The 23443-nt window shown below is 41.4% G+C and carries 25 protein-coding genes; 2 read left to right on the forward strand and 23 right to left on the reverse strand.

The window, feature by feature from the left end:
• Nucleotides 1-4: 4 nt before the first annotated feature.
• The 7 genes from traM to D0S24_RS14770 all read right to left on the reverse strand — a co-directional run bounded on the left by traM (nt 5) and on the right by D0S24_RS14770 (nt 6107).
• Nucleotides 5-937 carry a conjugative transposon protein TraM gene (gene traM, locus D0S24_RS14740; RefSeq protein ID WP_117020634.1) on the reverse strand — a complete coding sequence of 311 codons (933 nt, stop codon included), beginning with the start codon at nt 935-937 and terminating at the stop codon, nt 5-7.
• On the reverse strand, nt 927-1541 hold the full coding sequence (locus D0S24_RS14745; RefSeq protein WP_117020635.1) for a conjugal transfer protein TraK: 615 nt from the start codon (nt 1539-1541) through the stop codon (nt 927-929). The genes traM and D0S24_RS14745 overlap by 11 nt, the downstream gene beginning before the upstream one ends.
• A gap of 30 nt (nt 1542-1571) precedes the next feature.
• Nucleotides 1572-2414 carry a hypothetical protein gene (locus D0S24_RS14750; protein ID WP_117020636.1) on the reverse strand — a complete coding sequence of 281 codons (843 nt, stop codon included), beginning with the start codon at nt 2412-2414 and terminating at the stop codon, nt 1572-1574.
• A gap of 3 nt (nt 2415-2417) precedes the next feature.
• Nucleotides 2418-2999, reverse strand: a complete 582-nt coding sequence (locus D0S24_RS14755) for a conjugal transfer protein (protein WP_117020637.1) — start codon at nt 2997-2999, stop codon at nt 2418-2420.
• 4 nt (nt 3000-3003) lie between these two features.
• A complete protein-coding gene (locus D0S24_RS14760) occupies nt 3004-5409 on the reverse strand; it encodes a TraG family conjugative transposon ATPase (protein WP_117020638.1) in 2406 nt (801 codons plus the stop codon).
• Nucleotides 5396-5680, reverse strand: coding sequence for a hypothetical protein (locus D0S24_RS14765; protein WP_117020639.1), 285 nt, complete (start codon nt 5678-5680; stop codon nt 5396-5398). The genes D0S24_RS14760 and D0S24_RS14765 overlap by 14 nt, the downstream gene beginning before the upstream one ends.
• A gap of 139 nt (nt 5681-5819) precedes the next feature.
• The gene (locus tag D0S24_RS14770; protein WP_117020640.1) at nt 5820-6107 is read right to left on the reverse strand and encodes a hypothetical protein; all 288 of its coding nucleotides are present in this window, start codon (nt 6105-6107) and stop codon (nt 5820-5822) included.
• A 202-nt stretch (nt 6108-6309) separates the two neighbouring features.
• Here D0S24_RS14770 and D0S24_RS14775 point away from each other — a divergent pair, with 202 nt between their 5' ends.
• The gene (locus D0S24_RS14775; protein ID WP_117020641.1) at nt 6310-6954 is read left to right on the forward strand and encodes an N-acetylmuramoyl-L-alanine amidase; all 645 of its coding nucleotides are present in this window, start codon (nt 6310-6312) and stop codon (nt 6952-6954) included.
• Between the two features lie 692 nt (nt 6955-7646).
• Here D0S24_RS14775 and D0S24_RS21150 read toward each other — a convergent pair.
• Nucleotides 7647-7823, reverse strand: coding sequence for a hypothetical protein (locus tag D0S24_RS21150; RefSeq protein WP_181938113.1), 177 nt, complete (start codon nt 7821-7823; stop codon nt 7647-7649).
• Nucleotides 7824-7918: 95 nt separating this feature from the next.
• Between D0S24_RS21150 and D0S24_RS21155 the strand changes: the two genes are divergently transcribed.
• Complete coding sequence (locus tag D0S24_RS21155; protein WP_157730777.1) at nt 7919-8080, forward strand: hypothetical protein; 162 nt, start codon at nt 7919-7921, stop codon at nt 8078-8080.
• Nucleotides 8081-8868: 788 nt separating this feature from the next.
• Here the strand turns inward: D0S24_RS21155 and D0S24_RS21460 are convergent.
• From D0S24_RS21460 to D0S24_RS14855, 15 genes are all read right to left on the reverse strand, one after another.
• Nucleotides 8869-9048, reverse strand: coding sequence for a hypothetical protein (locus D0S24_RS21460; protein WP_093978427.1), 180 nt, complete (start codon nt 9046-9048; stop codon nt 8869-8871).
• 111 nt (nt 9049-9159) lie between these two features.
• A complete protein-coding gene (locus D0S24_RS14790) occupies nt 9160-10302 on the reverse strand; it encodes a phosphatidylserine/phosphatidylglycerophosphate/cardiolipin synthase family protein (RefSeq protein WP_181938114.1) in 1143 nt (380 codons plus the stop codon).
• A 184-nt stretch (nt 10303-10486) separates the two neighbouring features.
• The gene (locus D0S24_RS14795; protein WP_117020643.1) at nt 10487-11695 is read right to left on the reverse strand and encodes an MFS transporter; all 1209 of its coding nucleotides are present in this window, start codon (nt 11693-11695) and stop codon (nt 10487-10489) included.
• Nucleotides 11695-13848 (reverse strand): copper-translocating P-type ATPase, encoded by a 2154-nt coding sequence (locus D0S24_RS14800; protein ID WP_093978430.1) that lies wholly within the window; start codon nt 13846-13848, stop codon nt 11695-11697. Before D0S24_RS14800 ends, D0S24_RS14795 begins: the two co-directional genes overlap by 1 nt.
• A gap of 17 nt (nt 13849-13865) precedes the next feature.
• Entirely contained in the window at nt 13866-14159 is a 294-nt protein-coding gene (locus D0S24_RS14805) for a phosphoribosylpyrophosphate synthetase (protein ID WP_093978431.1), read from the reverse strand.
• 6 nt (nt 14160-14165) lie between these two features.
• On the reverse strand, nt 14166-14816 hold the full coding sequence (locus D0S24_RS14810) for a hypothetical protein (RefSeq protein WP_117020644.1): 651 nt from the start codon (nt 14814-14816) through the stop codon (nt 14166-14168).
• A complete protein-coding gene (locus tag D0S24_RS14815; RefSeq protein WP_093978433.1) occupies nt 14813-15706 on the reverse strand; it encodes a ribose-phosphate pyrophosphokinase in 894 nt (297 codons plus the stop codon). Before D0S24_RS14815 ends, D0S24_RS14810 begins: the two co-directional genes overlap by 4 nt.
• 8 nt (nt 15707-15714) lie before the next feature.
• Nucleotides 15715-17217 (reverse strand): thymidine phosphorylase family protein, encoded by a 1503-nt coding sequence (locus tag D0S24_RS14820; protein ID WP_093980561.1) that lies wholly within the window; start codon nt 17215-17217, stop codon nt 15715-15717.
• Between the two features lie 30 nt (nt 17218-17247).
• On the reverse strand, nt 17248-18624 hold the full coding sequence (locus tag D0S24_RS14825) for an MBL fold metallo-hydrolase RNA specificity domain-containing protein (protein WP_093978434.1): 1377 nt from the start codon (nt 18622-18624) through the stop codon (nt 17248-17250).
• A gap of 196 nt (nt 18625-18820) precedes the next feature.
• Complete coding sequence (locus D0S24_RS14830; RefSeq protein ID WP_093978435.1) at nt 18821-19075, reverse strand: hypothetical protein; 255 nt, start codon at nt 19073-19075, stop codon at nt 18821-18823.
• Nucleotides 19076-19113: 38 nt separating this feature from the next.
• Nucleotides 19114-19953, reverse strand: coding sequence for a restriction endonuclease (locus D0S24_RS14835; protein ID WP_093978436.1), 840 nt, complete (start codon nt 19951-19953; stop codon nt 19114-19116).
• Nucleotides 19946-20500: a potassium channel family protein gene (locus tag D0S24_RS14840; protein WP_117020645.1), complete on the reverse strand. Its 555-nt coding sequence runs from the start codon at nt 20498-20500 to the stop codon at nt 19946-19948. The genes D0S24_RS14835 and D0S24_RS14840 overlap by 8 nt, the downstream gene beginning before the upstream one ends.
• A 15-nt stretch (nt 20501-20515) precedes the next feature.
• Nucleotides 20516-21346 (reverse strand): universal stress protein, encoded by an 831-nt coding sequence (locus D0S24_RS14845; protein ID WP_117020646.1) that lies wholly within the window; start codon nt 21344-21346, stop codon nt 20516-20518.
• Nucleotides 21347-21376: 30 nt separating this feature from the next.
• Nucleotides 21377-22390, reverse strand: a complete 1014-nt coding sequence (locus tag D0S24_RS14850) for a 2-hydroxyacid dehydrogenase (protein WP_117020647.1) — start codon at nt 22388-22390, stop codon at nt 21377-21379.
• A gap of 3 nt (nt 22391-22393) precedes the next feature.
• On the reverse strand, nt 22394-23368 hold the full coding sequence (locus tag D0S24_RS14855; protein WP_117020648.1) for a 6-phosphofructokinase: 975 nt from the start codon (nt 23366-23368) through the stop codon (nt 22394-22396).
• Nucleotides 23369-23443: the final 75 nt, after the last annotated feature.

The raw sequence follows: 23443 nt of genomic DNA on the forward strand, positions 1-23443 counted from the left end.
GGATTTATGGCCCCTCGGGCGACTTTAATATGAGTTTGTAATTGTTGAGTACGGCTACTTTTGTTCTTCGATTGTTCCGTTGAAATACTTTTTTTATACCGCTTACCTGGGGTACCCCGGCGATATTGATATCGTCCAGGACATCGTCGACCACCTCGTTGGCCACTTCGCCCCGAAAACTGTTCTCCACATAGATGCCTTCCAATCCATCCTGAAGATCGAAGGCCTTCAGTTTTACGGGAATGTGGTCTATATTATCAATTTTTAGGAGTGTACGGTTGGGCCCAAAACTGACGATGCCATATATCATGGTGTTTTTGGGGATCTTTGTTTTGCCCAATTGAATTTCCTGAAGTAGACGCAACTGTAACCGGCTGTTTGTCCTCACCACTTGGTTGCCATCCACTTCTACTTTAACAACCGGGGGATCGGGAACAAAGGGAACTTGGTCGGGTATTGGATCGGCAGCAAAAAATAGTTGGTGTTCCAATGCCAGTTCCTTGGTGGAAATGGGCTGCACATCTTCCTCTACAATAGTATCGATTTCTACGGGTGCAACCTCCTTGGGTCTTGGGGGTTGTACATTCCGGTAGCTCTTTTGGGAATAATCGATCCGGCCCTGGCTGTATATGCTGTCCACGATCCTCTGTTTATCCCTGTCCATAAAATCGGGATCATATAATCCTGTGGAATCCAACAACCTTTCATCGTAAATACTGGGTGCATTTTTGACCCGTTCTTCGGGAATATTGTCCACCGCCTCCAGTTTGGAGCGGTACTCCTTTTGCTGCTCTTCCAATTCCGGCACTTCGGTCTTATCCAGTGATTCTCCCGAGTCACCCCCCTTGTCCATGACCAACATGGCATATCCTACAATGAACAGCACAATGACCAGAATTACCGAACCGAATACGATCTTGTTCCTTTCAATTTTCATCCTGTACCTTTTTTAAAGAGTTCTCGAAATAGTCGGTGATCAAAAGTCCATGGGTGTTCTTGGGAAAGTTCCTGTCCACATGGATCAAATTACCGGAGGTTACCAGTTCATAGGTGTCGGTTACCTGGCCCCGATTGATCTGGAACAGGGTAGTGGTACGAAAAGTATAGGGCTCTTGGGAGATCTCTATCTCGGATTCGATCCGGAGTACCTTCTGCACCAGGGAATACTGTAATAAACGGTTATAGACCCCGTCCGATTTTTTCTGTCTGTACAGGGCATCCACCGAGCTGTTGCCCAACCAAAGCGCCTTTTCCAAGTTCTTTTCGTAGTTGCTCGGGTCAATGTTGTAGAAGTAAGTGTGGAACAGTTCCAAATGGGACAGGACTTCCACCCCCAGATTTTCTTTTTGGGAAACCAGTTTTAAGGGTATCACGTCCCCATCCGTGTTCACCATAAAGACTTTGTCGACGGTTTCCCTGTGCAGTTTTAGCATGGACAAGATGGCTACGACACAGGTCACCGTCGTACCAATGACCATTGACCAAACGATGAACCGATTTTGGTCAAGGACTTTGTAGATATTTTTATAAGGTGTTTTCATTATTGCGTTTTAATGGTTTTTAGTGAAGGCCTATATACCGCTGAACAGTTTCAAAGTAAAAGAGATGGCACGCCGGTACAGTTTGAATTTCAGGAACACTATAAATCCTATGGACCCCAATTGTATCAAGGGAGCAAAGAATAGGCTCCCCCAGTCCGTTCCGAACAGGTCGGACCAAAAGTTGGTGTTCACTTCGGTATATAGCAGGTTTATAAATACATTGACCAGGAAAAAGGCAGGGACCACCATATATACCCCCGCATAGAGTTTGAAAAAGTTATAGGCCATGGACCTGAACTTTTCAAACACGGCCAGACTGATGATCAATGGAAAAAAGGCCTGCATGATCCCCAACAGAAAGAAACGTTCCGCCAAGAACAAGGGATAGATGAAAAGGTCCATCAACCATAGGAAAAGGCCGATAATGAAGGCCAATATCTTTAGGCCGAACAAAGGGGTGACCAAAGCCTCGTACAATAGGGCCATGGCCTTTTTGGCGGCCTCGATCGCTCCCACATCTTGTTCAATATCTATTTCCTGCATCTGCAAGGGAAGTAGGGCAGGGGCCGTGTCCCTATATTGAGCCTCAACGGCCACCAAAATAGCGTCGAAAACCCCCAGGACTTGAGTTGAAAAAATGACTATGATCACTACCGCAAAATTCTTGGCCAGCTCGGCTGGGGTCAGTCCCCAGGTATAGCCTTCATTATTGGCCACACCTTCATTGTACTTTTTTAGGATATTGATCAGAAAGAACAGTACCGCAAGGGTCTTCATTCCGGTAATGGTGTACTGGGAGAAATCACTGTTCTTGATGGTCTGAAAAACAGTGTCCACATATTCCAATCCTATGCTCAAGGCCACTCCTGACATAGATCAATATTGGGCCTTCCTGCCGTTGATAACTGCCTGCATTTCCCTAAAAGCGATGATTTCCCGGTAGCGCCGAGTCTTGGATTCTATCTCTGCCACCATTTCCTTGGACTGCACTTCCTTTTCCTTGAGTATCGCTGCCCGTTCGGCATCGGTCATCCTAAGGTTGTCACTGGACAGCACTTCCTCTATGTAATCCATGCCCGTCAAGGAGTTTTCGATAATGTCGTTGAACGAATCCGAGATACGGGCAACTTCATCGGGTCTGATATAGGGAGAACTGAAGATCTCCCTAAGATCGTCCTGTACGATATCGAACAGGCGCTGGTTGCTATCGGCCAGTTCCTTAACGGCCTTTAGCTGTTTGATGACATCGTTGACCTTGTCCACGTTCTCTTTTTGTTCCTTTAGAAATTTGACGGTCTTCAACAATTGGGAGGTCTGTTTGCCGGATTCCAACAAAGATTTCATAAAGGAGATGAAATTGGTGTTGTCGTATACCGGCATTCCCTGGCAGGCAGCGCCTGCAGGCAATAAAAGGGCGAAGGCCAGTGCAATGCCCAATGTTCTGATTTTCTTTTTCATAATATTACTTTTTTAGTTTTATAAATTCAGTGATTGCTTTCTCCATATCATTGGTCTTTTCATAAAGGGCCATTATGGCCTCGTTTTCTTCGCCATCCGTTAGATAGGCGGCATAGACTTCAGGGGGCACTTCCAGCCGGAATATGTTGCTTTCCTTCCCTATCTTGATGAACATTTCGGTGTACTTGCTTGGTCCCGAAAGATTGTTCTTGATGGATTTCAATTGATTTAGGTCGTGGTTGGAGAGGTTAAGCCGGTTCTTAAGTTCCCCATATCCCTTTTCGTTGTTCAGGCTATAGATTACCTGGGTGTTTTCCAATATGCTGGCCGAAGTGGAATTGTTGGGCAATTGGTTGATGGATTGCAGGATGATCCCTATGGCCCCGTTCTGTTTTCGAATGGCCTGATAGTAGAATTCCACACTCTCCAGTACATTGTCGAACTTGAGCTGTTTGGCAAACTCGTCGAACAAAATGATACCCTTTTCAGCTCGATTTTTCCAGATGGTTCTTTGGATGGCGGACTTGATCAGTTTGAGCATCACCGAAAGGATTTCCTTATTGTCCTTCACCTCGTCCAGCTCAAAAACGATCAATCTCTTGTCCTCGATCTTAAAGGTCTGGTCCTCGCTGACCTCGAACAGGAAGCTGTACAGCCCATTGCCGACATATTCGGACATGATGTGAAGGAAGCCGGGGATATTGAAGTAATCGACCTGTATCTTAAGTTCGTCCAACAACCCCTTTTGATTTACTTCTATGAAACGATAGAAGCTGTCCAGGGAATGGTTCTTTTTGACCATCTGATAATAGTGCAACAGTATCTTTTTAATGGAGACGGACTGGGCCTTGGTGGCCTTTAGCTCGGAGGCCAACAGTTCAAAAAGAAATACGGACAGATCTTCCAAACGTTCGGGGGTAAGATCTTCAGGATTGTGAACGTAAAACGGATTGATGCCCAGGTTCTTACCGCTCTCATATCTCAATACGGTATATTGTTCGGGATAAAGCTTTGCGAACTTAGTGTAGGACCCTCCAAGGTCTATGATGACTAGCCGGACGCCGGCCTCGAAGTATTGACGTAGTATATTATTGGCTAGGAAAGACTTGCCCTCACCCGTTGGGGCGAAAATGGCAAAATTCCGTGCCTTTATGCGCTTTTTCCTCTCATCCCAGACATCCTTAAGGACTGGGATGTTGTGTTCCCGGTCGTTGAAGATGATCCCTGTAGCATCCGATTTGTAGTTGCTGTGGTTGATATACAGGCACAGGGCATGTTTCAGGTCGGTCACATAAAGATCTTCGTCCGAAAAATTGGGGGAGAAACAGAAATAACTATTAAGGATATAATTTTTTCGTTCCTCCCCCCTGGGGTAGTAGGGGACCATATCGAGTTCCTTGAATTCTGTCCTTATTTTTGAGCCTATTTTCGCAAGGCCCTTGGCTTCTAAATCCCAAAAGATGACATTGAGATGGCCACGAATGATTCGAGAGCTGTCATCGCTATTGATCTGGTCAAGGATCTGTTGGACCTTTGCAAGCGTTACCTTGTTCTGGGAACCGAAATTGGAACTTTTCTTAAGCTCCTCGATCTTCTTGTCCAATAACTTGCGCCATTTGTGCTTGTCGTCCAGGTAGATGATCTGGTTTACGATATGGTTCTCGTCCAATGCGAGGCCTGTTCCATCGATGAACCCTTGATGAAACACAAAATCGTCGGAGGTAAACCGTTCATTGGTCTTGCTGCTCTGGACATTTTCCCCAAAGCAGAGTTCACTGTTTATGGCCAGAACATCAAAGTGATTTTCCCCAATAGAAATCTTGGACCTGTCCAAAAGGATGTCGGTATCAAAGCCTTCATTGAATCCATTAAAATAGTTGTCGGTTATGGAAAGGATTTCCTTTTCGGCCAAAGGAACGAACTGCATTTTGCGACTGTTGTTGATAAAGGAGACGGAGTCGTTTACGGAGTCCATAAAACGTTTAATCTGATCGTCCAGTTCTAGGGGAATCCCTTGGGGCACTTTTCGGAACGGGTTCACATATTTGGTATTGTTCAAGGCTTTGTTCTTGGTAAGAATGAAAAATAGAAAGCATCTATGTTCAATGTACTCCCGACCCTTGAAATGCTGATATGTGGCCTTGGCCAAAAAGGTGGTATTGGGTAATTGTTCAGAAGTGTATTGCTTCTTTAAATAAACATCCTGTTTGTGTATCACACACCCGATAGGCAATGATTTGATAGCTTGAAACCAGCTGCCATGGATATCCTCAAAATCCTTCTCCGAAAGGGAATAGATCTCAGGTAAGGAGCCTTCATAACACTGGATAACATTGCCATTATTGGCGAAGACGATATTTTCCTGTATATACGCAATGGGATGGTTTGACGATATGTTAATCTTGTCCATAAGTAAGTAATGACGATTTTTTATTGCTGATGATTTTTGGAAATACCCTCCAAAAGATAATTGGCTGGGGGTTGTTTGTAATCCTGATCAAGGCTATATAAAGAGCCGCATTGAATACCAATACACCCATGATCATCGCAAGACTGAACGAGAAAATGATGACCATTAAAGAACCGACCACACAGATCATCTGCAGTGCAAAAAAGGAAATGGACAGGCCAAATATCATGGCCTGCTTTCTGATGTTGCGATATACTTCGAATCTTTTCATCTGTTGATATTTATTTGTTTTTTATAGGTCAGACCTGCCCGACTTCTTCATTCCTGTCCGTACCGGAACGGGCGGACAGGCGGGTGCAATTCGCCATTAAACATCTCGATTACTGCCAAGATTTGTTTGGCTCATTTCATTAGACCACTATTCCTATTAAGTAAGTAAAGATGCCCACCACGGCACCTGCTATAAGAACAAAGACTAGAACCCGAGTGATTCCTTTTTTAAGATCTGAATTTTCGCCAAAGAAATGGCCGGCGTTGAATAGGAAACCAATAAGGAAAATGACACCTAGGATAATAGGGAAGATTGTTCTGATGGTATCCGATACATCATTAACAGAGTCTTCGATTCCCCCGATTTGTGCAAAAGTTGACCCCGTCGTCATAAGTAAGAGTAAGAGCGTTTTAATTGGTTTTTTCATGACTGTTCGTTTTTTAGGTTCTCCTAATAATATTGGAAAGACCGGTTGATGAATTTTTCATTATGAAATTTCCAAAGGATGGTAGAAATCGATAGTAATCGAATAAATTTTAACAGTCGAAAGCGTTAAAATTTTGTGGAATGGGAACGATTTAGGGTAAAAGATGAAAATTGTGCAACACGCACTTTAAAATTCGCACAGTATGAAGCATTTTTGGAAAGTTTGCCTGTGGATAGGTTTTGCCCTGATTTGTATTCCCATACATTCTCAAGAGCATAAAAAGCCAATTGTAGTCCTCGACCCCGGCCATGGAGGAGTGGATTCCGGAGCGATTGGAATTAATGGAATAAAGGAGAAGGATATCGTTCTTGAGGTTGCGAAGGAAGCGATACTTTTGAACAGGAAACTTTTCGGAAATACCTTGGATATCTACTTGACCAGATATAACGATACTTTAATTTCCTTGGGAGATAGGACCAAGTTAGTAAAGGCCTTAAATCCAGATTTTATTATTTCTATTCATTGTAACCAGGCTGATAGGAGGGAAGCCCAGGGAATTGAAGTCTATGTGCAGCAACCAAATTCTAAGATGAATTCATACCTTCGATCTAAATCCGAAAACTTAGGGGAATCATTATTGTCTGAATTCGATAAAGCTTTGGGGTTTAAAATTAGGGGATTGAAATATGCAAATTTTCAGGTATTACGTGATACCCAAGACATTTGTCCGGGAGTGTTATTGGAATTGGGTTTTTTGTCCAATTGGGAGGAGGCGGAGCATAGTAGGAGGAGGGAGAGTGTTATGGGGTATGGGATTGTTATACTACAAGTAATTTTAAAAACTTAGGAGTCAATGTAGAACCGATAGAATTATTACGAACAGTACAAGAATTTCATAAGATTAATGAAACACCACCTTAAATCAAGATTGGCGCGCTGAAAAGGTATTCCTTTAAATTGTCGATTGTCCATTTTTTGGGTAGTGTCCCGAAAAAGAGTCTTTCAGTGACATCTTGTGAATAGCTTTCAATAATTCTATATATAAACGATCATCCCTTATGATGTTTTCTTTCGTTAAGGCTGGTTTATTGGTTTTCTAATAGCGTCCTGTATTTAATTTTAAGCTGTTGGTATTTCTCCATATAATCCTTGGAATGATTTCCGAATTCGTCTCAATTATCATTTTTAATGTTATTAGCCCATAGAAATATAAGGATTCTTTCAAATTCATCCGTGGAGCCTTATATTTCAATTCTTGCCATATAATAATTGTGGATTTGGAGATTGATTTTAGCCAAGGTCTTTATTAGGTTTTCGCATTTATCGCTTTATGAAATAGCTAATTAGTGTAAGGTCTGAACTGCCTGATTCATCCTTGATGACTTTAAACCGTTAATTTTAATTTCCAATCAATATATTTATAGGTTAAAGTTCTGAGAACAAATCCTTGATTCCAAATAAGGTCAAATTTATGAGATTCAATTTCCATTTCATCCGTAGCAATACGCCCCAATCACAATCTGAAAGATGACAAGCACCCTACATTTGGACATAAAATCGATTATTTTCATAACGAATATTAAATTTCATAATGGATTCTATTTTCTCATCTTCGTTCATCCATAAGCCGCTAAAGACGTCATTTACAGGTTCTTTCAATACCGAATTTTTGGAAATTGTTGGTATTGCCACTTTGTTGACAAAGTAATTCTTCATCTAAACTTTTCACCACATTATTATCTTTGTTTGTTGTCTTGTTTTTGTAACTCGAAACCGTAATAAAAATAAAGATTATGTAAAAGATTGTTTTCATGGTTGTTGAATTTGCTCTTTTTATGTATAAAACCTATCTTAAATCTATAATAGAAGTAAATTGCCCCGACACCGAGATGGTGGTCCACGATATTTCTTCCCAATTGATCCTAGTCGTAGCCCATCCCGTTTGGGAAGCGATTGGATTTGGATTGCATTAATATAAATGTTGAGACAATGGCCGAGGCGCATAAGATAATTAACTTGGCCTTGAATTCATAGGCCTCCTTGGTGACCCTATCCATGAGCTTAACTCCTTTTGCCCCTTTCGTATCTGGATCTTACATTATCTCATGTAGGATGGAACCGGGTCTCAACGACATATTTGCGGTACGTTCGGCAGCAGGCAAGTTAGATGAACTACTGCTAAATTACGCCCCGGACGGGCTACCCCGAATGCATCGGTTTCGGAACAGGCAATGTTGCCGCCCTTCGAATTTTTTGGTTGCCGGATCTTGACGACCTTTCCTGCCGTGTCCACACTGCCATCAAAATTCTCGCCCACCTTTTCCCGAAATCGTTGTTCGACACAATTAAGGGCCATCATCGGTAGTAACTGGCCATCGGGTAATTATTCCAACCCTAGATTTTCTCCCTACACTCCAATGTAGGTCTCTGTTTTATCTTACCAAGGGGCGATATCCTTATATCTAACGGGCTAATCCACTGGGATTCCCTCTCGCTGGTTGGCGGTAAAATTGATATCGCTCCAACAGTAACTATGTCGTCCCCACATGATAGAACGCCCACCCACATGGTAGCCACGCATCCAGTCAAAACGTTTGATTTCGTTATAGGGGTGTTCCAAATCGTTCGCGAACCACAGGGCACTCGCCGTATTGGTCGTGTACCCGGTCCTAATTTGCTTTGGTTGATTTTTAAATCTTCTTGGGTAGGTTGTCCCTCCGTTTGGTAGGTCTCATGGATCTTTATAGGCAATCGGATAGTCCTAGATATGGCGTACCATCTTTTCCCGCTCCAGAACCAAGGTCTGAAGACCGTTCTCACAAAGTTCCTTGGCGACCCAGCCACCGCTGATGCTGGTTCCCACAACAATTGCATCATAGGATTGCTCTTCTTCGTTGTTATAGAATTTTTTCATCGTCAAATCTTTTAAAAAGCCGTTCATTCTTTCGCTATCTTAAAATGTATTAATGACTTTGTGTGCACATTTTTATCATCTTTGAGCATTTGGTTTTCTAATCGGACACCATAGTTCATATAACCATTTGTCAATAATCTACACCCTGTAGTCTTTCAGAAACCTTAAATGGGGAAGAAAGGTGAGTAAAAGCATTGTTGTGCGTACCATTTGATAGGAAACCCAATTAGCCAACCTATTAAATATACCTGCTCTTTGTCTAAGACGCTCCTTTGTAATTTCGCTACACTCGTTGATAACCTTTTCAAAGTCGGTGCGAAGGTTTTCGGCAAATTCTACGGAGTGAATTTCCACGTTCATTTCAATACTACCGTAGCAACTAAGACTGTTCAGGTTAAATGAGCCTACAGTGGACCATTTTTTGTCTACCACGGAAGCTTTACCATGCACCACGGATCTGTTCCACTCATATATCCTCATATGGTGGTTTAAAAAAGAGGAATACAAATGTTGGGTTGCCCTACATACCAACGGCACATCACTAATGCCTGCTAAGATTACCGTTGTTTTTATTCCTCTTTTACAGGCTTTTTTCAATGCCTTTGTTATTATGCTGCCAGGTAAAAAATACGAACCTACGATTACTATCTCTTTTTCGGCATGGAGAATGGCATTGGTATAGGCATCGCAGACTTCCGTTTTGTTTTTAAGCCAGTCGTTCTGTAAGATTCCTACCCTTGCTTTGTCCATTAAATGCATTACGGGCTTTATTTTTTTTGAACTTCCCTGTTTAAAAAAATAGTCAGCGCATAGTCTTTGTAAATGGGTTGCTGCGGGGCAATCCAACTGCACGGCATAATCAAGCCAAGGTTCCGATTCAGGTGTGCCATGGTATTTATCGGCAATATTGATGCCGCCTATCAGTGCTGTTTTTTCATCAGCTACGACTATCTTATGATGCATACGCCTACCGAGATAAAAATTGTTCCAAGAGAACAGAGGGGAGAAAAACCGTAGTGAAATGCCATATTGTACCAAATCGTTTACATAACTATCGGGAAGTGCAGCACTGCCATAGGCATCCAGTAAAACATACACTTTGACTTTTCGTTGGGCGGCTTCCTTCAGAAGGGCAGCTATCCGATTTCCCGTACTATCGTTTTCAAAAATGTAGGTTTGTAGATGGATTTCCTTTTTGGCATTTTCAATTATTTTTCCCAACCTATAGAAATAATCTTCGCCCGAATGGACCAACTCGATATATTCTTCTTCATGATGCATTTCACCCATTATTTTTCTGATATTTTTCTTTTGTTTATTTATAATTTTCCCATCTTTTTCCAATATAACGACGGACCTTACATCGGTAGGGGCCGAATTGCTTCTATCAATAGCGACGCGGATATTTTCAATTAATCTAAAGACATTTCTATAGAATCATCTTCGAATATGAAATCATTTCCTGCTATTGCCTTAAATAATACACCAATCCTATTACAATTAAAACGACCGATCCTGCAATTATAAAGGGATAATAAAACCCACCGGCGAGTAACCAAGTTCCCAATACGGGGCCTAAAATCTGTCCGATACTGTTCGTAGAACTTTGTATGGAAATATTTCTGCCCGTATCTTCCTTGGATATCAAAGATACCGACGAAAGCAGATTGGGAGTGACCATGGCACCTCCGCTGGCAAAGAGAATTATCAGGCCATATACAGATAGTTCATTTCGCAAAAAAGGAAACACTACGAGCGATATCCCTGTTATCAATAAGCCTACCGTGATTTGCTGTTTCGTGGTCATGATTTTTTCCCCATAAGTTGCAAAAACGGGCTGTAAGGCTGCCATCACAGAACCGCAAAGCATAAAGCCAATACCGACTTGACTACTATTGAACTCTAATTCATTCTTACCATAAATTGAAAATACGGTTTCAAAGAGGGTCACAACAAATTGCATAACGAAAGACAGCGTTAATAGCACTATAAAATAGCGACTAAAGGAGACACTGAGCTTAGTCTCTTTTTTCCTAATCTTGGCTACTATGGCTGTGCTATTTAGCCATTTTATTATAATGAACAATACGATTAAACCTAATACTGCAGCAAAAAGAAAAGGAACCGAAAAACGGTCTAAATGAAATAACCCAAATGAGTACTTCAAATGGACATTGGTCTGTGATAAAAGACCACCCAACACTGGGCCGAAGATAAGACCGGAACTAATGGCAACCCCGGACCATGCCATTATCTTGGTCCTCCGTTTCTCCGAAGTTATGTCACTAAGATAGGCATTGCTTACAGGGATTACGGATGAAGTGAATACTCCCCCTAAGATGCGGGCGACATACAACATCGTAAGCGAAGTGGCCAGGCCGGTCAGCAAGTTCATTGTTATAAAACCGATAAGTCCGACTAAAATTATGGACTTACGACCATATTTATCGGAAAGTCTACCCCATACAATCACAAAAATGAGCTGGAAAAGTGGGTAAATGCTGGTCAACATTCCGATATGGAAATTTATCAGGTCGGGATCTAGATCATCCTTTAGTGCCAATCTTTCCGTATAATATGGAAGAATGGGCAATAGGATACCATACCCTAACATTACCACAAATAGGCTCAACAGAATCAAAAATATCCTGTTGAGCTTTTCTTTCTTGTCCATTATTTTTTTCCGATTCTTCTCTTTAATAATTGTGCGTTGATAGCCACAATGATGGTAGACAAGCTCATGAATACCGCACCTACGGCAGGACCCAGAACAAATCCTGACGAATACAAAACTCCAGCTGCTAATGGAATAGCCACTACATTATAACCGGTAGCCCAGATCAGGTTCTGGATCATCTTGTTATAGGTGGCTTTCCCGAATAAAATCAGGTTGGCGATGTCCTTCGGATTGCTGTTGACAAGAATAATATCGGCGGTCTCAGCGGCAACATCGGTACCGGATCCAACGGCAATACCGACATTGGCCTTGGCCAATGCGGGGGCATCGTTCACACCGTCGCCCGTCATAGCTACGAATTCTCCTTTGTTTTGTAATTCATTTACGATTTCAACTTTTTGGTGAGGCAATACTTCTGCATAGTAGCCATCCAACCCTAGTTTTTCACTAACAGCCTTAGCTGTTTTTTCGTTATCGCCAGTTGCCATCAGAACTTTAATGTTATTCTTTTTAAATATTTTGATTGCCTCGGCAGATTCTGGTCTAATTTCATCTGCAAGTGCTATGTAACCCGCCAGTTTTCCATCAATTAAAACGAACACAACGGTTTCGGCAGCATCGCTGTAGGCGTCTTCTGGGATGTCTATTTTTTCATCTCTCAAATAACCAGGACTTACTACCTTAACTTGTTTACCTTCAACATTTGCCTCTACACCTTTACCAGTAATCGCATTAAAGTTTTCTGGATTTGGAATCGTAACTTTGTTTTCCTTAACTTTTTTAATGATACCAACGGCAATAGGATGTTCCGAGCTTTGTTCCAAGGCACTTGAAAGTCGTAAAATTTCCTCTGATGAATAAGCCTCGTTAACAGACTCGATTCGAGTGACACCAAAATCACCTTTGGTCAGTGTTCCTGTTTTATCAAAAAGCAAAGCTGAAATTTTCCTGGACTCTTCAAACGCGGTCCTATTTCGGATAAGTAATCCATTTTGAGCAGATACTGCGGTGGAAATCGCAACCACCAATGGAATGGCAAGCCCTAATGCGTGTGGACAAGCAATGACCATAACAGTAACCATTCTTTCTAAAGCATACACAAATGGAAATCCTAAAATCAACCATACTGCCAATGTTCCAAAACCAATAGCCAAAGCGATATAGGTTAGCCATTTTGCAGCCCTATCTGAAAGGTTTTGCATCTTGGATTTGGTTTTTTGTGCTTCCTCTACCATTTTAATAACCTTGTTGAGATAGCTGTCTTTTCCAGTATGCTCAACTTTTACCTTTAAGGTGCTATTGCCATTTACCGAACCACCAATAACCTTATCGTTTTCATCTTTTTTTACAGGTTTAGATTCGCCGGTAAGCATAGATTCATTTAGGTAACTGGAGCCCTCTGTAATAATCCCATCAGCAGGAACTTTTTCACCTGGTTTTACCAAAATCACATCATCCTTTAGTAAATCTTCCAGAGGAATGTCTTCTATGGTGTCGCCTTTTACCCTGTGCGCTTCCGCAGGCATCATACTTACCAGTAACTGTAAGGCTTTTGAAGCACCTAACACACTTTTCATTTCTATCCAATGGCCAAGCAACATTATGGCTATAAGTGTTGATAGTTCCCAGAAAAAGTCTTCACCTCTTAAGCCAAATACAGTAGCTGTACTATAAAAATAAGCTACAGAAATTGCCATAGAAATCAAGGTCATCATTCCCGGCGCACCCTTTTTTATCTCAGAAACAAGACCCTTTAGAAAAGGCCAGCCTCCATAGAAATATACTACGGTAGAAAGGGCGAAAAGTATGTATGGGTTTCCAGGAAGAAGAAAACTATATCCAAAGAATTCCTGAATCATCGGAGAAAAGAATAGTATGGGTACGGTTAATACCAACGTGACCCAAAACCTTTTTCTAAAGTCGGCAATCATCATTTTATGGTGGTCGTGGCCTGCCATACCCATGGGGATGCTGTCATGATCACCATGTTTCATCTTACTATGATCCATTTTTGAATGATCCATTTTACTGTGGTCCATCTTACTATGGTCGGTCGATTTTGGGTCTTCCATTTTTGAATGATCCATTTTTGAGTGGTCCATCTTCGAATGGTCCATTTTTTTGTCCTTGTGATTTTTGTTATCGTCCATATTGTTTTATTTAAGGGTTAACGTAATTTTTTTCGCATTTGTTCTGAAATATTCTCGGCATATACTCCGTAGGCATCAACCAAGGTTCCCTTGATTCCATTTTTAGAAGAGATGGCATACAGGATACTGTTGTCATCCGTACTGCTCATACCTTCAAAACGATGCATCTCGTCAACATAAAAATCTTCTGGATGTATTTCCAGTTTTAGGGAAACACATTCCAAACAATGGGGTTTGAGATTGAAATCATTGCCATAGCCCCTTCTTTGAAGGTCTTGTATCGCTTCGGACAGTGTATCGTAACTTTTCATTGTTTCTTATTTATAGGTCATTGTAAAATAACTACCGTCTTTTTCTGTAAATTTCTGGGAGGACAGTAATCCCTTATCGTTCAACGTTTCATTTACAACATAGTCAAGCTGTTTGAATCGTATACCAATTGCATAGGCCTTAATATTGATCTTTGATTTAATGTTCCTACTGTTTCCATTAGGTTCTACAATCCGATCATAAATTTTAATCTTGCTTTTGGAACCAAAGAAGTCCAGTAATCCAGAATCGAAACTCATTTCCAGTTCAATATCTTCCAAATTATCCAAATCGTACAGCTCCTTGAAATTCTTGGAGTTGGTGTTGATTTCGGTTTCCTTTGCCTTTGGATTGGAAAAGGGAAACGCCATTACCATTATACTCGATTCTTCGGGCCGACATCGATAGTTGATGGTATATGTATCGTTTAGTTTTTTGTTTTCATCAAAAAGCTCGGTCAAGACCTCAATTTCATAGTACCCGTTCAATTCTTTTAGCATTCCTGATTTAAAAGTTTGCTTGTTCAAAAAAACACCGTTTTTATCAAAGTTTTCCCGAACGACCGATCTATTGACCAATTGGCCGATAAGCATTTCTTTCTGGGCGCGTACAGAAAGGGATACCAATAGAACGGTCAATATGTAAATGGTTCTTTTCATGTATGGTGCATCAGTTCTGTTACTTCTTTGGCAATGATATCACTCAGGTCAATGCCGTTGGATTGATGTGGAATTGTATTACATGTAATGATATTCTCTACATAGGCATCCCAAAGGTCTTGATACGCATTTCCGGAAAAAACGGCATGTATACCTATGCATATAGCTGGTTTCATCCCGGCATTTTTCAAATGCTCCGTAGTTTCGATCATAGTCCGGGCCGTAGATATAATATCATCCACCAAGACCGGGGTGGATTCTTTATATTTCTCCACATCGGGTACGGAAACTTCAACATCACGGTCGCCGTGACGAACCTTTTGCAATACGGTAAACGGAACCCCTGCTTTTTTTGCCACATCGGAGACCCATTGCTCGCTTTCGGAATCAGGCCCAATCAGTACCGGATTGTGTATATTTTCCTTGATGTATTTGGAGATGGCATCCGCGGCGTGGATAACCCTGTTCGGAATATCGTATACCTCGCCCAAAGAACTTATTCTATGCAAATGCGGGTCAATGGTAGTGATGCTATCCGCAAATCCTGAAATCAATTTTCCGAAGAACGTCGAGGTAACCCCTTCCCCTTCATGAAACACTTTGTCTTGACGCATATATGCCAAATAGGGTGCCACCAAACAGGTGCACATTGCGCCCAAGGATTTGGCCGTATGGCTTAAAAAGTAGAGGGGTAACAACTTTTCATCGGGTTCGTGAAGGGTACATACCATTACCACACATTTTCCTTTTACATCAGAGAGTATACGGGTATAGGATTCGCCGTCGGGAAATTTGCGCAATTTGCACTCCCCGATTTCGGCGTTCATTTTTTTAGCTAGTTGTGCCGTAAGTTCCTGGTTTCCCGGAAGGCTGAACAGTATCGTTTTCATAAGTTTTTTTATTGGATTGTAATTATATCATCATGATTCTCATAATAGGCCAAGGCATAGTTCAATTCCCCATTTGTTTCGGCATGAAGTTTATAGAGCAATTCGCCTTTTTCTATCACATCGCCCAAGCATACATTCATTGAAATACCTGCCAACTTGGATTGTGGTGCTCCCGACAATTTTGCGAGTTTTGCAATCTTTCGATTGTTTATTTTTTTGACGGCACCGCATCTAGGGGCATGCACTTCAAATTGGTAAGGGGCAATATAGGTTTTTGAAAATCTTCCTTGGGCCTTGCATATTGCCTCGAATTTTTGGTAGGCCTTTCCGCTTTCCAGTAATTCCTTCGCTGTTTCATGGCCTTTTTTGGGCTTCACTTTTTCCGATAGTTCCAAAAGATGCCCGGCTAACAATAATGCCCGTTCTTTTAGGTCTTGTGGTGCATCCTCCCTATTTTGCAAAACACTTAGCACATCAACCGCCTCTAAATTGGGGCCGATACCCCTTCCCACAGGCTGGCTGCCATCGGTAATGACCACCTTTATTTTAAGCCCTACTGAATCCCCTACAACTTCCATATGTTCCTTGAGTTTTTTCGCGGCCTTTTCGCTGCGCACCTTGGCTGTTTCCCCAACAGGAATATCGATGACCACATGGGTAGCTCCTGCGGCCGCTTTTTTGGACAGTACGGAGGCGATTAGCTGACCTTCGCTATCGATATCGAGTGCTTTCTCGACCTTGATAAGAATATCGTCCGCCGGGCTTAATTCCGCAGTGCCGCCCCATACCAAACAGCCGCCTTCCTTTTCTACTACCTGTTTGATTTCTTCCCCGTTGAGCGTAACATTGGTTAATACTTCCATAGTATCCGCCGTACCCGCTGGAGAAGTAATGGCCCGTGAGGACGTTTTGGGCATGGTAAGCCCGTAAGCGGCGGCAATGGCAACAACGATAGGTGTAGTTCTATTGCCTGGCAACCCTCCGATACAGTGTTTGTCAACCACTATTTCCTTCTTCCAATCCAGTTGTTTTCCCGAAGTTATCATTGCCTTGGTAAGGTCCGAGATTTCATCGATATCCATTCGGTCGCCAGCACAGGCCGTAATAAATGCCGATAGGTGGATGTTTGAATAATCCCCTTCGATGATATCCGTTATGATGTCTTTGTAGGCTTTGTAATCGAGTCTTTGATTATAAATTTTTGACCTTACAAAACTTAATGATTCTATGGGTTCCAAATGGGAAACGTATAACGTTTCGCCGTCCGATACTTTGAGTTTTTTTGCCGCTATTTGTGACAACCCCATTTCGCCCGGCCTAAGTACATCTGAAGTAATGATATGAAGGCTTGCAATTATCGAGGTGCTATTGTTCGATACCCTTATTCGGGTCAATGCTTCGAAACCTTCCGAAATGCAGACATGACAATCTTCTCGCATGTACACAACGTTTTCATTTTGCGTGTAAATGCCTAGAGGTTTGTATTTGAGAATGTTTGATTTTTCTTCCATTTCCATGTTATTCTTTTGTATTTTTCTTACCTATTTTATCTCTTCGATACCATAGAGTTGGGGAATTTCACTCTCCCAACCATAGGTTTCCTTGATTCCCTGTTTTAAGGCCTCGGCCCCTTCTTTTTCGCCATGAACGATAAATAATTTCTCTGGCGGTTCTTTTACATCACTCAACCAATCTAGCAGTTCGGCATGGTCTGCATGGGCCGAAAGCCCCTCTATCTCGGCCAATTGCATTTTGAAGGTTACGGTCTTTCCGTACACTTTTAATTCCTTTTCTCCTTCCAATAATTTTCTTCCACGGGTCCCTTCTGCCTGATACCCAACTAAAAGCAAGGTGTTATTTGGGTTTTGTGCCTGTGTTTCAAGATAGTTTAGCATTCTTCCTCCTGTGAGCATTCCGCTTCCTGCAATCACGATTTTTGGTTTGTTATCTGTTCTTAATTCCATTGTTTCACGATAACTGCTAACAACTGTAAAGTGTGAGCACATTTCGTCACATTCGTTGTCTTCCAATCTGTGCCAATCACGCGTTCTATGAAACAGTTCCAATACGTTGGCACCCATTGGGCTGTCCATAATCATTTGTACTTTGGGAATTTTGTTCTCTTTGAGTAACCTCCAGAAAATAAGCATCATCAATTGGGCACGTTCTACCGAAAAACTTGGAATAAATAAACTGCCTCCTTTGTCAATAGTTTCATTAACCAATTTTTCTATTTGCGGAATGGCTTCTGCTTCTTCAGGATGAAATCTGCCACCATAGGTTGATTCCATGAAAAGGACATCTGCTTTTTTTGGTTTTAAGGGTGGATATAACAGCAAATCGTTTGTTCTGCCAATGTCTCCAGAAAAGACAAAGCGTTTTCCATGTACATCCAATTCAATGAAAGTTGCACCAAGAATATGCCCATTATATTGAAATCGAGCTTTGATACCATCGAACAATGGAATCCATTGGGATTGGGGAATTGCTTTAAAATGTGGGATGGTTTGTTCTACATCTTTTAAATCGTAAAGCGGTTCAGCAGGACTGTGCTTTGAATACCCTTCCTTATTGGCTCGTTGGGCCTCCTGTTCCTGTATTTTTGCACTATCGTTCAATATAATCTTGGCGATGTCCAAAGTGGGGTAGGTGCCATAAATTGGCCCTTTGAAACCTTGTTTTACCAACCTTGGAAGATAGCCCGTATGGTCCATGTGGCCATGGGTAAGCAATATCACATCAATGTCGTTGACGTTCACAGGTGGGTATTCCCAATTTTTTAAGCGTAGTTCCTTGAGCCCCTGAAATAGACCGCAATCCACAAGTATTTTTCTATCCCCAGTATCCAAAAGATATTTGGAGCCGGTAACGCTTCCCGCCGCTCCTAAAAAATGAATTTTTATTGTATCTGTTTCCATTACATTATTCGTTAATGCCGGCTGCACAATTTTGGCAAATCTCTAAATTCCTTTTACCGCTTGTCTGCAAACCCAACGTCATATTGTATTATTACCAATTTTAATCATCACCTAATTCACTACCTCGCACCTTAGCACGGATATAGACCTGTTGAATGGGTACTTCCAGTTGTTGAGGTCTTTAATTTACCTATTACTAGAGTCCTCCACAGCAGGAAGGTGTGTTTCCTTTGTCTTGGTTCGATTTGCATAACGTTTCTATTTCCTTATACAAATCGTGAAAGTCCTCTTTGATAAGAAGGGCTAGTTTCTTAGCGGATTTAGGTTCTGAGTTGACCATTTCCAATAGTATTTCGAAGGCTTCTTCCAGCAACATTGGCTCGTCTTCCATTGCTTGGTAAAACGGCTCTAACTCTATGCTCTTCTGTTTTTGTAATTCTTTTGTTTTCATCTGTATTATTTTTTAGGATTACTAATTGTTTAATTATTTTAATGTGCTGTACATAATTCCCTTGAATCTTCGAGAATGTTTTTTTGTCTTTGTTTAGGGATACCTATTTGCTCCAATAGTGATGGGTTTTCGTTAATTTCCTTGCAGAGTACAATACCTTTATCTAGTAATTTGGATTTTTCAGCTTTAGTCAATGTGGTCAAAGAGGTTAAAGGATGTAGTCCAAGTCTGTCTATTCGTTCCTTTAGACCGTGCCCTTTAGGATAATCCCAACTCGTCAGCATCAAACCTGCACAGGTGCCATATTGGATGGCATCACTAGTAAAGCGGGTATTGGTACAAACACCACCTTGATGGAATTTGGTTTTATGGCCTTGTTGTTTTTCCCATTGCTTTTGTACATCCAAAAATCTAGATTGGATGTAGAGCGGAATCTTTACATTGCAAAATCGGCCTTGATCGCTATGGTATTTACATTCGATCATATAATGTTTATGATCTTTCTGGGCAATCACATCCACTTCATGCTGTACACAGTTGCCTTGTACGATTACCCCCACTCTTGTGTCAAAACCTTCATGGTCAAACACCTTGCCTACAAATTTTTCAAATGGATAGCCCGAAGGCCCTAACTCCATAAGGGCTTTTTTGAGCTTGTATTTTGAAGCGCTAGCCCTAGATTTTCTCTTTAATAAGTTAAAGGCCATTTGATATATCTTTTTGGTAGTCATTCCGTCGTGAACCTCCTTGTTAATATCTTGAACTATCTCTTTGATCAACAATTTATCGGCACCCGCCCGTTCTAATGAATTTATCACTTTTTCTATCTCAAAAAGTGCTTTCTCGCCGCTAGCCTTTATAATGTATATCTTATCCATTGATGTGTATTTTTTTAATATTGGCCAAGGCGAAGACGATCAAGAAAAAACTTAAGAATATTTCGAGCATAACAACGAACCTGGCTACATCGGATGTTGGAATTATATCGCCGTAGCCTACCGTTGAAAAAGTTATTACACTGAAGTAGAAAAAGTGGTACAAATTGTACAAGTACGAATTTGAATAATCGGGTACACCTACAAATGTTGAATTGTTGAATTGAAAAAGGCAGGCATAATCAGTCGCAAAAGAAAAAACACTTATGATGATTATCAAACCAAAAACCCATAGCAATCGCTCCAATAAATGACAGATTTTTATCAATTTTGATAACCGTTTTAAAGTGGTCATCGTAATCACGATGGTCTTGCCCAATGCAGCTGTAACAATGATAATGTGGAATGGCAACGATTTATGATCTACCATAGACATTAAAACAGCATATAAGGTGCCAATGCCCAAAATGGTAACAAGGGGCAAGGTCGTTCTTCCCAACAATAATTTGTAAAAGGGTTTTTCTCGTATTTGATTTAAGCTTCCCGACATCTTAATATGATTTATTTAAATTTTAATCGTCATAACCGGAAGTGTGGAATGATTGGCTACGCCCTCTGCAATACTTTTGGAAAACAAACTTAAAAAGCCGGTATTTCCATGCGTGCACATTGCAATTAAATCAGCCGGTTCATAGGTTAAGAAAGTATTGATACCAGTTTCTACTGAAGGTTCATTATTGACGTACATTGAATAATTTTTCAGCTCTGGGAACTTATCAACAAATGTTTTGATGGGATTTAGTCCCGCTTCAATGCTATTGGTATCCGTTTTTGTATTGACGCGCAAAAGACGGGTATGTGCATTGCATTTTTTTGCTATGGAGATTACATGCTTAAAAGCTTCACTTATATCCTCGTCAAAGTCTGAAACAAAAACAATATTTTTAAATGGAAAGGAAACCTCTTCCTCTTTGACCACGATTACCGGAACATCCGATTTTCGTACTATTTGTTCAACGTTGCTGCCAAATAATTCCCTAACCGCCCCTTTGGTTCCACTGCTCCCCGTGATGATAAAATCATGGTGAAAATGATCGGAATGTTTGAGAATTTTAGTAGTCTCCACCTGATATTCCAAAAAGGTCCGACATTCTAAACCTTCCTTTTCCGCCCTTTTTTCCAATTCCCTCAATGCGGATTTCGCAGCCCCGATTTGTCTAAGGGTTTCGGGATATCTTTTTTCCTTTAGCTTATCCAATTTAACCCAGTCCACAGGGGTATGTATCAAATGATAGAAATGGACTTCCGCATTATAGAGTTTGGCCATTTTAATGCCCAACTCGGCTGCCTTATTACAGTTTTCGGAGAAATCGGTGGGTACAAGTATATTTTTCATTGTGATATAGTTTTTAAGTTCATATTTGTTTTAATGCATATTTGGAGGACTTTTAATAGGTATTTCATTTTCAGATGCTATACCTTTCTCAAAACAATCCAAATTGTAGATTGTAGTATCGGCAATATTGGTCAATGCCGTGTCGGTCAAAAAAGCCTGGTGGCTGGTTATCAGAACATTGCTAAAAGTCATCAAACGCGCTATTACATCGTCTTGCAAAATCTCATCAGAATGGTCTTCGAAGAATAGCCCTTCTTCTTCTTCATAGACATCGATTCCGAAGTATCCTATTTTTCCTGATTTTAGTCCATTTATGACTGCTTTGGTATCTACCAGTGCGCCCCTGCTGGTATTGATGAGCATAACCCCTTTTTTCATGACTCTGATATGCTCGGCATCGATGATATGCTTTGTTTCAGGAGTAAAGGGAACGTGAAGACTGATTATGTCTGCCTTACTACAGAGTGTTAGGCAATCTGTGAAACGAACGCCATACTTTTCTTTTAATTCTTCAACTTCCTCTAGGTCGTAGGCTAGTATTTTACAGCCAAAGCCATGGAGGATTTTGATGAGTACTTTCCCGATTTTCCCAGTTCCCATTACACCAACAGTCTTTCCGTTCATATCAAAACCAGTTAGGCCATTTAAGGAGAAATTCATGTCGCGTACCCTATTGTGCGACCTAATAAGTTTTCGGTTCAAGGCCAATATCAGTGCCACCGTATGTTCGGCTATGGCATAAGGGGAGTAGGCCGGGACACGGGAAACTGTAATGCCCAATTCTTTCGCCTTTTCAATGGCTACATTGTTGTAACCTGCCGTACGAAGCGCAATGTATTTTACCCCTAGGGCACTTAACTTTTCAAGTACTCCCTCCGAGGCATCATCACTCGTAAACAGACTGATGGCCTCTGACCCGTCTCCCAAGGGTGCCGTGTTTTCAGTTAACCGTACTTCGAGCAGTTTGAGTTCATGCGTATCGTTGTTCGCAGATTCCAAATACGGTTTTTCAAATTGATGGGTGCTGAATACGGTCGTTTTCATCTTTTATGTGTTCAAAGTTTTCAATAATCCATATAGCTCTTCATTTAGCTGATGCTGCTTTACTACGCTGTCAAATGGGGTAAATTTTAGTTGATTGTCGAGAATACCCGCCATTACATTTCTTTCACCATTCATGAGGGCGTTAACGGAAGCTGCCCCGAGCCGTATGCCCAACATCCTATCAAAGGCAGAGGGATTGCCTCCACGCTGTACGTGCCCCAATTTTGTAATACGCAGATCTACTTCGGGGTTCAATTCCTTAATTTTTGATGCCACTAGTTCTGCTCCCAATTCATCTCCTTCCGAAACGACTACGATAAACCCATCTTCACTTCTATAGTCCTTGACCTTTTTAAGCAACTGGAGAAAATCTTCACCGCTCTCCGGTATCAATATGGCATCGGCACCCACGCCCAATCCGGAATGAATGGCAATATAGCCGCTATCCCGGCCCATTACTTCAACGATAAATACCCGATTGTGGGATTCGGCAGTATCTTTAATTTTATCGATACTTTCAATGGCCGTGTTTACCGCGGAATCAAAACCCAATGTAAAGTCGGTGCCGGCAAGGTCGTTATCGATGGTTCCCGGAATACCTATAAACGGAATTTTACATATTTCCGAAAAGGCAATCAGGCCCTTAAAAGTACCGTCACCACCAATGGCTACCACAGCATCGATATCATTATCCTGAAGACTTTTAAAAGCAAGTTGCCTTCCGTCCACGGCCATAAAGCGCTCGCTTCTGGCGGTTTTCAAGACCGTACCACCACGGTGTACCGTTTTTTGGAGCTGTTGGCTTTCCAAAGGGATAAAATGCCCATCTATCATGCCTTCGTACCCCTTTAGGATGCCGCTTACCCTGATGCCATGCTGCTCAGCTACCTTTACTGTTCCGTAGAGCGCAGCGTTCATTCCCGGAGAATCGCCCCCTGAAGTGAATACACCAATATGTTTTATTTTACCATTGTCCATTTTCCTTTTTCTAGAAACTATTATTATTATTATTATTATTATTATTATTATTATTATTATTATTATTTAAAAGAG

Origin of the sequence: Arenibacter sp. P308M17, from assembly GCF_003426735.1 — a bacterium.
In the GTDB taxonomy this organism is placed as follows: Bacteria; Bacteroidota; Bacteroidia; order Flavobacteriales; family Flavobacteriaceae; genus Arenibacter.

Coding starts and splice junctions, on each gene's coding strand:
- traM (WP_117020634.1), bottom strand. CDS start 937: ATGAAAATTGAAAGGAACAAGATCGTATTCGGTTCGGTAATTCTGGTC.
- D0S24_RS14745 (WP_117020635.1), bottom strand. CDS start 1,541: ATGAAAACACCTTATAAAAATATCTACAAAGTCCTTGACCAAAATCGG.
- D0S24_RS14750 (WP_117020636.1), bottom strand. CDS start 2,414: ATGTCAGGAGTGGCCTTGAGCATAGGATTGGAATATGTGGACACTGTT.
- D0S24_RS14755 (WP_117020637.1), bottom strand. CDS start 2,999: ATGAAAAAGAAAATCAGAACATTGGGCATTGCACTGGCCTTCGCCCTT.
- D0S24_RS14760 (WP_117020638.1), bottom strand. CDS start 5,409: ATGGACAAGATTAACATATCGTCAAACCATCCCATTGCGTATATACAG.
- D0S24_RS14765 (WP_117020639.1), bottom strand. CDS start 5,680: ATGAAAAGATTCGAAGTATATCGCAACATCAGAAAGCAGGCCATGATA.
- D0S24_RS14770 (WP_117020640.1), bottom strand. CDS start 6,107: ATGAAAAAACCAATTAAAACGCTCTTACTCTTACTTATGACGACGGGG.
- D0S24_RS14775 (WP_117020641.1), top strand. CDS start 6,310: ATGAAGCATTTTTGGAAAGTTTGCCTGTGGATAGGTTTTGCCCTGATT.
- D0S24_RS21150 (WP_181938113.1), bottom strand. CDS start 7,823: ATGAAGAATTACTTTGTCAACAAAGTGGCAATACCAACAATTTCCAAA.
- D0S24_RS21155 (WP_157730777.1), top strand. CDS start 7,919: ATGGTTGTTGAATTTGCTCTTTTTATGTATAAAACCTATCTTAAATCT.
- D0S24_RS21460 (WP_093978427.1), bottom strand. CDS start 9,048: ATGAACGGCTTTTTAAAAGATTTGACGATGAAAAAATTCTATAACAAC.
- D0S24_RS14790 (WP_181938114.1), bottom strand. CDS start 10,302: ATGCATCATGAAGAAGAATATATCGAGTTGGTCCATTCGGGCGAAGAT.
- D0S24_RS14795 (WP_117020643.1), bottom strand. CDS start 11,695: ATGGACAAGAAAGAAAAGCTCAACAGGATATTTTTGATTCTGTTGAGC.
- D0S24_RS14800 (WP_093978430.1), bottom strand. CDS start 13,848: ATGGACGATAACAAAAATCACAAGGACAAAAAAATGGACCATTCGAAG.
- D0S24_RS14805 (WP_093978431.1), bottom strand. CDS start 14,159: ATGAAAAGTTACGATACACTGTCCGAAGCGATACAAGACCTTCAAAGA.
- D0S24_RS14810 (WP_117020644.1), bottom strand. CDS start 14,816: ATGAAAAGAACCATTTACATATTGACCGTTCTATTGGTATCCCTTTCT.
- D0S24_RS14815 (WP_093978433.1), bottom strand. CDS start 15,706: ATGAAAACGATACTGTTCAGCCTTCCGGGAAACCAGGAACTTACGGCA.
- D0S24_RS14820 (WP_093980561.1), bottom strand. CDS start 17,217: ATGGAAGAAAAATCAAACATTCTCAAATACAAACCTCTAGGCATTTAC.
- D0S24_RS14825 (WP_093978434.1), bottom strand. CDS start 18,624: ATGGAAACAGATACAATAAAAATTCATTTTTTAGGAGCGGCGGGAAGC.
- D0S24_RS14830 (WP_093978435.1), bottom strand. CDS start 19,075: ATGAAAACAAAAGAATTACAAAAACAGAAGAGCATAGAGTTAGAGCCG.
- D0S24_RS14835 (WP_093978436.1), bottom strand. CDS start 19,953: ATGGATAAGATATACATTATAAAGGCTAGCGGCGAGAAAGCACTTTTT.
- D0S24_RS14840 (WP_117020645.1), bottom strand. CDS start 20,500: ATGTCGGGAAGCTTAAATCAAATACGAGAAAAACCCTTTTACAAATTA.
- D0S24_RS14845 (WP_117020646.1), bottom strand. CDS start 21,346: ATGAAAAATATACTTGTACCCACCGATTTCTCCGAAAACTGTAATAAG.
- D0S24_RS14850 (WP_117020647.1), bottom strand. CDS start 22,390: ATGAAAACGACCGTATTCAGCACCCATCAATTTGAAAAACCGTATTTG.
- D0S24_RS14855 (WP_117020648.1), bottom strand. CDS start 23,368: ATGGACAATGGTAAAATAAAACATATTGGTGTATTCACTTCAGGGGGC.